This is a genomic window from Paraburkholderia aromaticivorans (assembly GCF_012689525.1).
GTDB classification, from domain to species: domain Bacteria; phylum Pseudomonadota; class Gammaproteobacteria; order Burkholderiales; family Burkholderiaceae; genus Paraburkholderia; species Paraburkholderia aromaticivorans_A.
In genome coordinates this window covers 2,548,623-2,561,741 of record NZ_CP051516.1, presented here as the reverse complement: position 1 = coordinate 2,561,741, position 13,119 = coordinate 2,548,623, and the positions used below count along the sequence as shown (strand labels likewise).

The following is a 13,119-nucleotide window of genomic DNA, read 5'->3' as shown; positions in this document are numbered from 1 at the left end:
TGTGAAATGACTGAAGCGGGAGACATCATGAAAGGATTTCTGAAGTACCTCTTGTTGCCGGCATTGGTGGTCGGCGTATTGGCGAATATGAAGGACATCAAGCGCTATATCCGCATCCGCAACATGTAGGCGGCAACGGCCAGGGAGATGGCGATGAGCACGCATGCACAGCCCGCCGGGCAGGGCTCGACGCAGCATCCGGCGGTCGTGGGACCGGTCGGGGAAGAGATCCGCGTGCGCGGACTGGTGCAGGGCGTCGGCTTCCGGCCGACCGTGTGGCGGCTGGCGCATGCCTGCGGCGTGGTCGGCGACGTGTGCAACGATAGCGACGGCGTGCTGATTCACGCATGGGGCGACGCGTGGATGCTGCAGCGTTTCATCGACAGCCTGAGCGCCGAGTGTCCGCCGCTCGCGCGGATCGACGCGATCGAGCGGCATCAATTAAACGAGGCGGCCGAGGCCAGCGACTTTCGTATCGTGCCGAGCGTGAGCGGCCCTGTGCAAACCGGCGTCACGCCCGACGCGGTGATCTGTGCCGATTGCGCGGCGGACATCGCCGACCCGGCGAACCGCCGCTATCGCTATCCGTTTACGAACTGCACGCACTGCGGACCCCGGCTGTCGATCGTACAGGCCATTCCCTACGATCGCGCCAGTACGACAATGGCGGCGTTCGTCATGTGCGACGCGTGCCGCGCGGAATACGACGATCCCGCCAACCGGCGCTTTCACGCGCAACCGGTTGCGTGCCCCGCATGCGGCCCGCGTGTCTGGCTGGAGAGCCGCGACGGCGCGCGCGTGCGTGGCGACGACCCGTGCCGCGCGGCGAGCCAGCTGTTGCGGCACGGCGCGGTCGTCGCGATCAAGGGGCTAGGCGGTTTTCAACTGGCCTGCCATGCGAACGATGAAACCGCGGTCGCGCGTCTGCGGCGGCTGAAACGGCGCGAGCGCAAACCCTTCGCGCTGATGGCGCGCGATCTGCAAGCCTTGCGCCGGTATTGCACGCCGAACGAAGCCGAATGCGCACTGCTTGCGAGCGCCGGCGGACCCATCGTGATCCTGTCCGCCGATGGCGCCGAATGCGTTGCGCCGAGTGTGGCGCCGGGCGTCGGCACCTTGGGCTTCATGCTGCCGTCCACGCCGCTGCATCGGCTGCTGATAGAGTCGATCGATTCCGCGCTGGTCGTGACGAGCGGCAACACCAGCGACGAGCCGCCGTGCATCGACAACGCGGACGCCCGCGCGCGTCTCGGCCGTATCGCCGATGTCTTCCTGATGCACGACCGCGACATTTCGCGCCGGGTCGACGATTCCGTAGCGCGCGTGGTGCAGGGTGCCGCGCGGATCGTGCGGCGCGCGCGCGGCTATGCGCCGGCGCCGCTGCTATTGCCCGAAGGTTTCGCCGATACCCCCGCGGTGCTGGCGATGGGCGGCGAACTCAAGAACACCTTCTGCCTTGCGCGCGATGCGCAGGCGATCGTTTCGCATCACATCGGCGATCTGGAAGACGCGCTGACGTATGCGGACTATCGCCGCGCGGTGGCGCAGTATCTGCGTCTGTTCGAGCATGAACCGCAGGCGATCGCGCTCGACCTGCACCCCGAGTATCTGTCGCGCAAGATCGGCTACGAGCTCGCGCAAACCTCGCGGATTCCCGTCGTCGAAGTGCAGCATCATCACGCGCATCTCGCCGCGTGCATGGCCGAAAACAGCGTCCCCTTCGATGCGTTACCGATGCTCGGCGTCGCGCTCGACGGTCTCGGTTACGGCGACGACGGCACGTTGTGGGGCGGCGAATTCATGCTGGCCGACTATCGCGGCTATACGCGGCTCGGCCGCTTCAAACCGGTGGCGATGCCCGGCGGCACGCGCGCCATTGAAGAGCCGTGGCGCAATGCCTATGCGCATCTGCGGACGGCTTTCGACTGGCATGGATTCACGCGGCACTACAGCGGTCTGGAGATGCAGCAGTTCCTGGGCAGCCGTCCGCGCGCCGCGCTCGACTCGATGATCGCGCAACGCGTGAACAGCCCGCTCGCGAGTTCCGCGGGCCGTCTGTTCGACGCGGTGGCGGCCACGCTCGGCGTGTGCCGTGAGCGCGTGCTTTACGAAGGCCAGGCCGCGATCGAACTGGAGGCGCTGGTCGATCAGCACACGTTGCGCAACGATAGCGACGCGCATGCGTACCCGTTCGAACTGACCAACACCGTGCCGGGTGGGTTGCGCTGCATCGAACCCCGGCCGATGTGGGAAGCCTTGCTCGACGATCTGCTGCGCTGCACGCCCGTGCCGGTGATTGCAGCGCGTTTTCACAAGGGCGTGGCGATTGCGATCGTGCGGATGGTGGAGTGTCTTGCCGATCTGCTCACCGGCCCAGCCGACGCGCGCAGCGTCGCGCTGTCGGGCGGCGTGTTCCAGAATCGCATTCTGTTCGAACAGGTTGCAACGCGCCTCGCCGAAGGGGGTTTTCGCGTGCTGACGCACCGCCAGGTGCCGGCCAACGACGGCGGATTGTCGCTCGGGCAGGCGGTGATCGCGGCGGCGCGGCAGCGCGACGAGGGTTGATGATTTGCACGGGAGAAGGGAGAGCGACATGTGTTTGGGCATCCCAGGGCAGATCGTCGAAGTGACGGATGCGGCGAACGATCTCGCGCTCGTCAACGTCGGCGGTGTGCGGCGCGTGATCAACATCGCGTTCGTGATCGACGAAGACCGGCCGGCGAGCGCGTGCGTCGGCGAATGGGTGCTGGTGCATGTCGGCTTTGCGATGAGCCGCGTCGACGAGCAGGAGGCGGCGCGCACGCTTGCGCTGCTGCACGAACTGGGCGTCGCGCAGGGCGAGATGGACGAGCTGCGCGGCGCGCCGTGAGCGCGCCGGCATCAGCACACGGAGACCAGCCATGCCCGAACATGAATCGCTGCAAGCGCTGTATCCGTTCCTGCATGGCGCGCATCAGGATGCGGAGCGGCTCGACGCCGCCCTGCTCGAATCCGTGCGTCGCAAGGCGCAGGATAGCGTGGAGGCGAAGACGCGTTTCTTCGAGGAAAGCGCGGTCGAGGTTGTGCGCGTGGCTCACGCCATCGCCGACGTGTATCGCCGTGGCGGACGGCTCTTCGCGATGGGCAACGGCGGTTCGAGTTGCGACGCGGCGCATATCGCGGTCGAGTTTCTGCATCCCGTGACGACGGGACGGCCCGCGCTCACCGCCATTAATCTCGTCGCCGACATGGCCATGTTGACGGCGGTCGGCAACGACGTCGGCTTCAATCATATTTTCGTCCGGCAACTGGTGGCGCAGGCACGGCGCGGCGATGCGCTGATCGGCGTGTCGACGAGCGGCAATTCGGAGAACCTGCTGGCCGCGTTCGCGAAGGCGAAAGAGATGGAACTGCTGACCATCGGACTCTCCGGCCACGACGGCGGACACATGGCCACGAGCGCCGCGCTCGATCATTGCCTCGTGGTGAGAAGCGACAGCATTCATCGCGTGCAGGAGACGCATGTCGCGATCTATCACATTCTGTGGGACCTCGTGCATACGCTGCTCGCCGACGACCGCGGCGGTCTCGGCGCTTCGGCCACGGCGGCCACGGCGGTCGCGGGAGGCACGCCATGAAATACGTCGATGAGTTTCGCGACCCGGAGAAGGCGAACACGCTCGCGAGGGAAATCCGCGCGCTGGTGTCGCGCATCGAACGCGCGAAGCAGAGGCCGCTGCAAATCATGGAAGTGTGCGGCGGCCACACGCACACGATTTTCCGCTACGGCATCCAGCAATTGCTGCCCGACGCCGTGGAGTTCGTTCACGGTCCCGGCTGCCCCGTGTGCGTGCTGCCGATGGGCCGCGTCGACGATTGCGTTGCGCTGGCGGAGCGTCCGGAAGTGATTTTCACGACGTTCGGCGATGCGATGCGCGTGCCCGGTTCGAAGAAAAGCCTGCTCAAGGCGAAAGCCGACGGCGCCGACGTGCGCATGGTCTATTCGCCGCTCGACGCATTGAAGATCGCGCAACTCAATCCGCGACGCGAGGTGATTTTCTTCGGCCTTGGCTTCGAGACAACCATGCCGAGTACCGCGATGACCGTCTTGCAGGCGCATGCGCAAAACGTCGCGAATTTCTCGCTGTTCTGCAATCACATCACGATCATTCCGACCATCAAGGCGATTCTCGATTCGCCGGACTTGCACCTCGACGGCTTTCTCGGTCCCGGACATGTCAGCATGGTGATCGGCACGCGGCCGTATGACTTCATCGCGCGGCACTATCGCAAGCCGATCACGGTGGCCGGCTTCGAACCGCTCGACGTGCTGCAATCAATGTGGATGGTGCTCAAGCAGATCGCGGATGGCCGCTGCGAGGTCGAGAACCAGTACGGGCGGATTGTGTCCGAGGATGGCAACGCGCAGGCTTTGTCGGCGGTGGCGCGCGTGTTCGAGACGCGCGAGTTCTTCGAGTGGCGTGGGCTCGGCTCGATCGATCATTCCGGCGTGCGGATGCGCGAGGTGTTTGCGGCATTCGATGCCGAACGCAAGTTCGCGGTGCCGAATCTGAAGATCGCCGATCCGAAAGCCTGTCAATGTGGTGAGGTGCTCAAGGGCGTGATCAAGCCGCATCAATGCAAGGTGTTCGGTACGGCGTGTACGCCCGAGTCGCCGCTCGGCGCGCTGATGGTGTCGAGCGAAGGGGCTTGCGCGGCGTACTACAACTATGGACGGATCGATACGTCGCGTATCGATGCGCGGCGCCAGGCACGGCAAGCGACGGCGCAGGCCGGTTCTGGCGCGGCATGTCCGGGCGCCGGCGGCATCGCTGGTGCGGCTGCGATGGCTGACATGGCCGCGACCTCCACCGTGCGAGGCGGCCCGTGAACGACCGCGCTGCTACGCCTATCCAAGCCAGCGCGCCACGCCGCGTGCGGGACGCTTCCGTCAATCTGGCGCACGGCAGCGGTGGCCGTGCGATGCACGATCTGATCGAAGACGTGTTCGTGTCCACCTTCGACAATCCCACGCTCGCGGCGCTGGAAGATCAGGCCGTCTTCGCGCTTGCCGATCTCGCCGCGCACGGCGACCGGCTCGCTTTTACGACCGATAGTTACGTGGTCGATCCGCTGTTCTTCCCGGGTGGCGACATCGGCACGCTGGCGGTGTCCGGTACGGTGAACGACCTGGCGGTGTGCGGCGCGACGCCTTTGTATCTGTCGTGCGCGGTGGTGATCGAGGAGGGGTTCTCGGTCGATCTTCTGCGCCGCGTGGCGGCGAGCATGCAGCGTGTCGCGCTCGAAGCCGGTGTCGCGATCGTCACGGGCGATACGAAAGTGGTGGAGCGCGGTTGCGCCGACAAGCTGTTCATCAACACCGCGGGCATTGGCGTGGTGCGCCACGATGTTGCGATCTCGGCGCGCCACGCGCATCCCGGCGACGTGGTGATCGTCAACGGCTATCTCGGCGATCACGGCGCGGCGATTCTGGTGGCGCGTCAGCAGCTTGCGCTCGAAGCCGACATAGAGAGCGACTGCTGTCCCCTCAACGGCCTGATCGCGGCGATGCTCGACGCGTGCCCGCAGATCCACTGTCTGCGCGATGCGACGCGCGGCGGCGTCGCGACCGTGCTCAATGAATTCGCGCAGGGTTCGAGCGTGACGATACGGCTCGATGAAGCGGCGCTGCCCCTGCGCGAACAGGTGAAGGGCGCGTGCGAGATTCTCGGCCTGGACCCGCTGTATCTGGCCAATGAAGGCAAGCTGGTGGCTGTCGTGCCCGCCGATGCCGCCGAACGCGTGCTGGCGGCCATGCGCGCACATCCAGCGGGACGTGAGGCGGCAGTGATCGGCACGGTCGAACGGAGCGAGGCGGAGGCGAGCGGGCTCGTTGTCATGCGGACGGTGTTCGGCGGACAACGCATCGTCGATATGCTGGTGGGCGAGCAACTGCCGCGCATCTGCTGAGCGGCCAACGGGAGCGCGCCGTGCACGAGTTGAGCATCGCGAACAGCGTCGTCGAGATTTGCGCGGAACAGGCGCACGGCGCGCGCGTGCGGCGCGTGACGCTGGAGATTGGGCAACTGTCGGCGGTGATGCCGGAGGCGATCCGGTTTTGCTTCGACGTGTGCGCGAAGGATACGGCGCTGGAGGGCGCGACGCTCGAGATCGTCGTGATGCCGGGCGAGGCACGCTGTCTCACGTGCGGCGCGACGCTCGCGGTCGACGTGCCGTACGGGCAATGCGCTTGCGGGAGCGAGAGTCTCGAACTGATTTCCGGTCAGCAGTTGCAGATCCGGCAGATGGAGGTGGTGTGATGTGTACGACATGCGGCTGTTCGAATACGCAGAGCGCGGCGGTGACCGATCTGGATGAGGCGGTGGAGGGTGGTGCTCAGTCGCAGTCGAAAAGCAGTAGCGCGGGCTCGGCTGCAACCGCTTATCGGCGAGTCGAGGAGCATCTGCATACGGGTGTGGGTGCGCATTCACATTCGCATTCACACTCGCACAGCCAACGCGATAATCACGTGCATGAGCATGGAGACGTCCACCACCATCATCACGAACACGAACACGAACACGAACACGAACACGAACACGAACACGAACACCAGCACGAACACGAACACCAGCACGAACACGAACACAGCACCTCGATCGACCTCGAACGCGACATCCTGGCTAAAAACCAGCTACTAGCCGAACGCAATCGCGGCTGGCTCGCCGGCCGTTCGATACTCGCGCTGAACCTGATGAGCTCGCCGGGCGCTGGCAAGACGACATTGCTCGAACGAACGATCCGCGATCTGGGTAACACGTTCCCGCTAACGGTAATCGAAGGCGATCAGGCCACGCTCAACGACGCCGAACGGATTCGCGCGACCGGCACGCGCGTGGTGCAGATCAACACCGGCACCGGGTGCCATCTCGACGCGGAGATGGCGTCGAGGGCACTGACGCAACTGGACCCACCGATGCATTCGGTGGTGATGATCGAAAACGTCGGTAACCTGGTGTGTCCAGCGTTATTCGATCTCGGTGAAGCAGCCAAGGTATTGATTCTTTCGGTCACTGAAGGCGAGGACAAGCCGATCAAGTATCCGCATATGTTCCGGGAGTGTTCGTTGTTGTTGCTGAACAAGATCGACTTGCTGCCGCATTTGCGCTTCGATGTCGAGCGGTGTATCGGGTATGCGAAGCGTGTTAATCCGCAAATGCAGATTCTTCAGGTGTCGGCGCAAAGCGGGGAGGGGATGGAAGGGTGGTATGGGTGGTTGCGCAGCCGCGCTGCTACTGCGTCACCATGATCTCGACGCGCCGGTTTTTCATGCGACCCTGAGGTGTGTCGTTGGCTGCAATCGGCTGTTCATCGCCTTTCCCTGTTGCAATGATACGATCAGACGGCAGGCCCGCTGCGAGCAATATCTGCATGACGCATTTCGACGGCTCTACCGTCGAGTTCCACGGGCGTATCGGCCAGTGCGTCGAGCAAAGAGCGCGCCGCTTCGAGAAGCGGATTTGCCGTGGCTTTGGCGGCCTCGACACGCGCGCGAATCGGCGGCGATGCGGGCATGCGTGGTTGCGTGGGCGAAATGGCCGGCCCGGATGTCGATGTCATGTGCGTTCCCCGCAAATTGCGTGCGAGTTCAATGAGGCGCGCCTGGCGCCGCAGGCGGAGCGCCTGGCGGTAAGCTCGCCGGCGGCCCGCTGTCGGTGAGAGTGAACACCGGCATCGAACTCGGGCATCTGAAGGTCTTCAGCACGTCGCTTGTCAGGGGATTGGGGACGCTGCTTACACCAGCGATATCGAGTACGGCCTTGCGACCGTCGAAGTCGAACGCGACTCGTGTACGTCCGGGTGTCGTGGTCTCGACCACTTGTCCTTTCTGAACCAGCCGCATCAGCGCCCACGGACCGTCCGCCGCGATGGTCGACGTCTCCGGCCGGATGCGCGGGTCAGCGGTAATCTCCGCGTGCACTCCGCCGCGTGTTCCTGGCCAGCTTACCGGGAACGAAGCAACCGGCCCATGCTGATAGAGCGTCGTCTGGCCGTCGATGTCGACCATCAGACCGCTGATCGTCGGATCGAGCTCAGGAATCCGGATATCCGCCTTCCAGGACAACTGTTTCTGATCTGGATCGGCAAAGAATATCTCGCGAATGGCCTTCGCATGCTGAAAGGGTTCGAGATCCGGACCCTGGACGGGTTCGGTGGCGCCGGCCAACGTCTTGTAGCGCCATGGTTTTGCCGACGTGTCGACGAATGCTGAGAGCGTCTTGGTGAAGAAGTCGTCAATGACGCCACCCTGTGCGAAGACGCGCGTGAAGTCATCGATACGGACATCGCGCTTGCTGTCGGCCGCGAACGGATAGTTGCCCTCGATCGTCAGCCGGCAGGTGTCGCCGACCACTGCCTGCATCTGTCGCGACAACAATTGACCAATGCCCTGGTTCACCTCGCGCGAGCCGTCGCCCGCCAGAGCCAGCAATACGGCGCGAAACGGAGCGGGCATCGTGTTGGCGGTCATCTTGAGTTTGGCCGCCGTGTCACTTGCCGGCGGCATGCTGTTGTTGGCGATGGCATTGTCGGCGACAGTCAGCGACGTGTAGTAGTCGTTCAACAGGCTCGCGACACCGTCGAGCCCGGTCCTGCCGGCCTGGGCAGTGGCGGCTTGAGGCACGGCCTGTCCATCCGCGTTGCCCGTGACGACCTCGCGCAGCGCGGCGAAGTGGTTATCGACCAGTTCGCGTTCGATGATTTCCGATGCCCGTATCCCGAGCGTCCTGTCTGCCTTCTGGCTTAACGGGTCCATTGCCTTTTGCAGGAGGGTGCCGTCCGCTGCGGCGACGGCTTGCGTCAGCGTGGTCTCGCGCACCGCTGCGCGTGCCAGCCGTGCCAGCGGTGAATCAGGCGCCGCAAAGCTGCGCAGCACCTGCAGATTGAACTGCAGACTGGTACCGTTCACTGTACGGATGTCGCCGAGAAACGCGTCCCACTGCTGTGCGTATTCCGTCAGATACTGCCGGCGGATGGCGTCCGTCAGCGGGTCGTCAGCACCGGTCGCGGCGGCTACGAATTCAGCCGTTTTTTTTTGAGCCTCGCCGAGATACGAGCGGCCCATCACCCACGCATCGTCGTCGCGCGCGGCCTCGACGAACTCAGGCAGGCGCTTGTCGAACAGATGCCGGTATCCGTCGAAGCTGAAGAGTCCAGGCACGCCACGCGACAGCGGCGCGCCGCTCGCACGCGTGAAGACGAGTCCGGCTTGCGGCCCGACCGAGCGGATCAATGTGAATTCGTCGGGCGCCTCCTTTTGCATCGCCGTCTTGGCCCGTTCGTACAGTCGCTCGGTTGCATTGCGGCCATCGAGAAACGAGCGTGTCTGCTGCACCAGTGAATCGTTTCGGATCAACGGTGACTGGACCACGCGGCTTCCTGAAAAGAGCTGCTGAACGTGATCGATCATCGAGGCCCGGCCGCCGAAAGCCGTTGCGCTGTCCGTATTCGCCCAGTCGTTGAGCACCCAGGCCTTCACGTCGCCGGCGTTGAATTTGGCCTTGTCGTAGAGCATCAGGTAGACGCGTAGCGCGTCGTAGGCCGCCTTCGAATCCTTGCTGGCTAACGCCTGCGAGATAACGTCCTCCACACGCCGGACGATCTGCGGCAGCAGCAGGTTGTCCTCGAGCACGTCATAGGTGCGACGGCTCTCGCTGACGACGTCAGGCGCGGTGTACAGGCCGAAACGATATGCGCCATCCGGGTCCGACAGGTCAAGCCCCGGGATTGTCGGCAGGTAGCGTGCTTCGGTGAGCGTATCGGGGATCGCCTCGGGTTTCGGTTCCTTGTACAGTTGGGCGACCTTCGCGGCCAGCGCCTGCGTCTTGCGGCCGATCAGGGAGAGATAGTCGCTGTTGTTGCCGAAACTAAGGCGGAGGCCGATTGCCAGCCATGCGAAGAGCAGCACGGCGAGGGCATGACCGGTGAGCCGCAGGAGACGGAAACGGAATTCCCAGCGCAGGTTGGGGCGTACCAGCTGCGCCTCGGCGAACACGACTTTCGTGAGCAGATCGTGCAAGAAGTAGCTCTGATTACTGGACGGTCTCGACGTGCGCGTGCCCAGTACCCGATCGAGCGATGCGGACAGCCGCTGCGTGATAGTCCGCCGCTCGGCGACAAGTGCGCCGCCTGCCTGGATCGCGCTGATGAAATAGACGCCGCGCAGAGTCGCGTGAAGTTGGGTATCGTCGTAACGCGAGTCGAGGAAGACGCGTTCGATCAACTCGCCAAGCGGTCCGGACAGGGCGGCGAACTCTTCAGATAGCGCGACCAGCTGCCGGCGCCGGGCGGCATCGAATTCATCCTGCAAACGTGTATTGACGCCGTCGGCCAGACGATTTGCCAGCAAGCCAAGTTCCGCGATGCAGCGAGTCCGAACGCCCTCCGCCGCAATGGTCTCCTTGCCGTAAGGAAGCGTAAAACCCCAGGACTGGGCCCGTCCCTCCGCTGTCAAGGAAGCAAAGTATTCGTTGAAGCCGGTCAGCCGGTCCATTTTGGTCACGACCAGATAGACCGGAAAGCGGATGCCGAGCGTTTCGCGCAACTCCGCGAGACGTCCGCGCAACGCAGCCGCTTCGGCCATGCGCGCGTTGTCGTCCAGACCGGTCAGCACGGCAAGGTCGAGCGTCAACAATGCACCGTTGATCGGTGCGCGAGGCCGGTGCTTGCGCAGCATCGCCAGAAAGCCGAACCATTCGGCCGCATCCATTTTCTCGTGCAATGGGCCGGAGGCGGGATGAACAGTGGAAGAAGCGGTAACGGCGGTGGGCTGCACGGCGAGCGCCACGACCGTTTTGTCCTTGTCGTTCGTGCTTTCGTTCTTTGACGTGGGAGTGGCCTTGTCAGCAGATTTTCTTGCTGCATTGGCGACCGTCGACAACAGCTGGCCGTGTTGCGAGGTGCCGTGACGGGTGTAGTGGCCCGCGGTATCGATCAGCACCGCGTTGTTGGTTAGCCACCAGTCGACGGACTCCGTGCCGGCGAGGGCGCCGACGGCGCGTTGCATCTGCCCCGCCACTGGAAACGACAGGCCGGCATTCAGCAAGGCGGCCGTCTTTCCGGAACCCTTTGAGCCGAGCGTGATGTACCACGGCAGTTCGTACAGGTAGCGTTTGCCCTGAAACAGGCGCCCGATGCCACGCGCTCCCGTGCGCATTGCCTTCAGCCGCGCCAACGCGCCCGATACGATCGCCTGCACGTTTTCCAGCTGCGCCGCAGCCGGCGATGCCTCTTTTGCGCCGCCGAACTCGAGCAGGCTCTTGAGGAATTGCGCGTCGGTGCGCATTTTCTGCCATAACCGGAAGGCCCAGTACACGATGAATATCGCCAGCACGACTGTCATCGCGATGATGCGTGCCGACGCGGGCACAAACGGCTGTTCACGCCCGAACGCGAGGAGCGGCGACGCGTACCAGATGAGCAGACACAGTAACGCCACGAAGATCACACTGGTGGACGAGCCGGCTAGCCACAGCAGCACGCCGCCCAGCATCAGTCCTATCAACAGCACACGCATCCCGACGGTTGCGAGCGGCTTCAGACCGCCGAACGCAACAACGGGACCGACAAACCAGATCACCAGCGCGACAACCAGCAGCGCGACAAAGGCAAGAAACTGGCGCAATACCAGAAACGACAACTTCTTCATGCTTGAATTTCCCGAGTGTCCTGATGGGTCCGTTAGTGCGCGACCGTGATTTCGACGCGGCGATTCTGCGCGCGGCCCTGTACGGTTGCGTTATCGCCTATCGGCTCGGCATCACCTCTTCCTACAGCTTCGAGCCGGGCCGCCGGCACGCCCGCTGTCTGAAGCATCTGCATGATCTGGGTGGCGCGCTCCTCGGACAAGGCTTCGTTCGATGCGAACTGGCGGCTCTTGATCGGCAGGTTATCGGTGTAACCCAGCACCGTCACCTTGCCCGGAACCTTGACGATTTCGCCCGCGATCTTCGTGACCAATGGCGTCATGGATGTCTTCACTGCCGCGGCGCCCGGTGGGAACATCGAATCGCCGCGGAACGTCACTGAACTGTGATGCGCGTCTTCATTGACACTCACGGTGCCCGCGGCGATCTCGTTCTTCAACAGTTCCTTGAGATGAAGTGCGGGCGGGGCCGGCGGGGGCGTCATGCGCCCGATGTCGGCGATCTGCTTTTGCACCTCTGCGCTCCGGTTCAACAGTTCGTATTTGAAATAGCCGAATAGACCGATCAGGATGACTGATAGAACGACAAGCGTGATCCATACGGGGAAGTCGAAGAACGACACGCGTTTGCCCTTCACATCCGATTGCCAGTGAGGTGACAGCGCGACGGCCAGGCTTCTGCGCTGCGTCATGATCTCGTTGTAGATCCGCTGACGCACGGTTTCGTGTTTGCGTCGGCCATCCGCCTCGTAGCGGTAGCGACCTTCAAAGCCGAGGCTAAGAATCCGGTAAACGAGTTCGAGCAGGTCGAGATGCTCCTGTGACTCGCTCATCAGCCGCCCGACCAGCAGATAGACTTTGGTGCCACCCTGACGATCTTCGTGGAAAAGCGTGGCAAGACCATTGGTATTCCATTCGACGCCGGTTTCACCGCCTCTTCCCCATACCGTTTGCATCGCGGCTTCGTCGAGTGCCGTGCACAGGCAGTAGCGTGCGCCGAGCATGTGATCGCGCCGGATGCTGATCTGGTCGCACAGTTTCTGGAAGACCCGTACTTCTTGCTCCAGCAAGACCCGCAACTGATCTATTCCGTCTTTTTCCAACTGGTCGGGCAAGTCCGCCAGCGCCCGCAACAGCGGGCGAGCTGCCTCGAGCAGCGGATTGCGGGACGCCCCGATGGTGGCAACGCGCTCCGCAGTCGATTCCCCCGGCGGCACATCGCGATGAGGAGACGCACTGGACGCAGCCGCGCCCGTGCTCCGGGAAGACGGGCTTCCCGGAGCGACACGCGGGACGGTGGTCTGGATGCCGTCCTGGTCGCCTGACCACCGGTCACGCTCGCCTGAACGGTTCGCTACGTCTGAATTCACTGGTTTACCTTTTTCCTCTGGATTTTCGTCGCGCCTTCTGGTCTCAGGCGCGAGCAGCTCCCGCTG

At 63.7% G+C, this 13,119-nt stretch carries 12 protein-coding genes; 8 read left to right on the top strand and 4 right to left on the bottom strand.

Going from position 1 to position 13,119, the window contains the following annotated elements; translation table 11 throughout:
* The first annotated feature begins 27 nt into the window (after positions 1–27).
* The 7 genes from HF916_RS52165 to hypA are packed head-to-tail and all read left to right on the top strand — an operon-like array spanning position 28 to position 6,299.
* Positions 28–129, top strand: a complete 102-nt coding sequence (locus tag HF916_RS52165; protein ID WP_370707810.1) for a DUF6893 family small protein — start codon at positions 28–30, stop codon at positions 127–129.
* Between the two features lie 24 nt (positions 130–153).
* Positions 154–2,565, top strand: a complete 2,412-nt coding sequence (hypF, locus tag HF916_RS39610; RefSeq protein ID WP_168794163.1) for a carbamoyltransferase HypF — start codon at positions 154–156, stop codon at positions 2,563–2,565.
* Positions 2,566–2,593: 28 nt separating this feature from the next.
* Complete coding sequence (locus HF916_RS39605; RefSeq protein ID WP_168794162.1) at positions 2,594–2,869, top strand: HypC/HybG/HupF family hydrogenase formation chaperone; 276 nt, start codon at positions 2,594–2,596, stop codon at positions 2,867–2,869.
* Between the two features lie 31 nt (positions 2,870–2,900).
* The gene (locus tag HF916_RS39600; RefSeq protein WP_168794161.1) at positions 2,901–3,617 is read left to right on the top strand and encodes a D-sedoheptulose-7-phosphate isomerase; all 717 of its coding nucleotides are present in this window, start codon (positions 2,901–2,903) and stop codon (positions 3,615–3,617) included.
* The gene (gene hypD, locus HF916_RS39595) at positions 3,614–4,870 is read left to right on the top strand and encodes a hydrogenase formation protein HypD (RefSeq protein WP_168794160.1); all 1,257 of its coding nucleotides are present in this window, start codon (positions 3,614–3,616) and stop codon (positions 4,868–4,870) included. The genes HF916_RS39600 and hypD overlap by 4 nt, the downstream gene beginning before the upstream one ends.
* On the top strand, positions 4,867–5,949 hold the full coding sequence (gene hypE / locus HF916_RS39590) for a hydrogenase expression/formation protein HypE (protein WP_277352294.1): 1,083 nt from the start codon (positions 4,867–4,869) through the stop codon (positions 5,947–5,949). Before hypD ends, hypE begins: the two co-directional genes overlap by 4 nt.
* A 20-nt stretch (positions 5,950–5,969) precedes the next feature.
* A complete protein-coding gene (hypA, locus tag HF916_RS39585; protein ID WP_168794159.1) occupies positions 5,970–6,299 on the top strand; it encodes a hydrogenase maturation nickel metallochaperone HypA in 330 nt (109 codons plus the stop codon).
* Between the two features lie 179 nt (positions 6,300–6,478).
* Here hypA and HF916_RS51225 read toward each other — a convergent pair whose 3' ends face one another.
* Positions 6,479–6,628, bottom strand: coding sequence for a hypothetical protein (locus tag HF916_RS51225; protein ID WP_240975882.1), 150 nt, complete (start codon positions 6,626–6,628; stop codon positions 6,479–6,481).
* A gap of 9 nt (positions 6,629–6,637) precedes the next feature.
* Between HF916_RS51225 and hypB the strand changes: the two genes are divergently transcribed.
* Positions 6,638–7,288: a hydrogenase nickel incorporation protein HypB gene (hypB, locus tag HF916_RS39580; protein WP_240975860.1), complete on the top strand. Its 651-nt coding sequence runs from the start codon at positions 6,638–6,640 to the stop codon at positions 7,286–7,288.
* Positions 7,289–7,377: 89 nt separating this feature from the next.
* Here hypB and HF916_RS39575 read toward each other — a convergent pair whose 3' ends face one another.
* Genes HF916_RS39575 through tssL form a run of 3 tightly spaced genes read right to left on the bottom strand, consistent with a single transcriptional unit; the run spans position 7,378 to position 13,053 of the window.
* Positions 7,378–7,599 (bottom strand): hypothetical protein, encoded by a 222-nt coding sequence (locus HF916_RS39575; RefSeq protein WP_168794157.1) that lies wholly within the window; start codon positions 7,597–7,599, stop codon positions 7,378–7,380.
* Between the two features lie 28 nt (positions 7,600–7,627).
* Positions 7,628–11,686, bottom strand: coding sequence for a type VI secretion system membrane subunit TssM (gene tssM / locus HF916_RS39570; protein ID WP_168794156.1), 4,059 nt, complete (start codon positions 11,684–11,686; stop codon positions 7,628–7,630).
* 32 nt (positions 11,687–11,718) lie between these two features.
* Positions 11,719–13,053, bottom strand: coding sequence for a type VI secretion system protein TssL, long form (tssL, locus tag HF916_RS39565; protein ID WP_168794155.1), 1,335 nt, complete (start codon positions 13,051–13,053; stop codon positions 11,719–11,721).
* Positions 13,054–13,119: the final 66 nt, after the last annotated feature.

Bases quoted from the DNA above. Each gene is read 5' to 3' on its own strand.
- HF916_RS52165 (WP_370707810.1), top strand. From the start codon at position 28: ATGAAAGGATTTCTGAAGTACCTCTTGTTGCCGGCATTGGTGGTCGGC.
- hypF (WP_168794163.1), top strand. From the start codon at position 154: ATGAGCACGCATGCACAGCCCGCCGGGCAGGGCTCGACGCAGCATCCG.
- HF916_RS39605 (WP_168794162.1), top strand. From the start codon at position 2,594: ATGTGTTTGGGCATCCCAGGGCAGATCGTCGAAGTGACGGATGCGGCG.
- HF916_RS39600 (WP_168794161.1), top strand. From the start codon at position 2,901: ATGCCCGAACATGAATCGCTGCAAGCGCTGTATCCGTTCCTGCATGGC.
- hypD (WP_168794160.1), top strand. From the start codon at position 3,614: ATGAAATACGTCGATGAGTTTCGCGACCCGGAGAAGGCGAACACGCTC.
- HF916_RS39575 (WP_168794157.1), bottom strand. From the start codon at position 7,599: ATGACATCGACATCCGGGCCGGCCATTTCGCCCACGCAACCACGCATG.
- tssM (WP_168794156.1), bottom strand. From the start codon at position 11,686: ATGAAGAAGTTGTCGTTTCTGGTATTGCGCCAGTTTCTTGCCTTTGTC.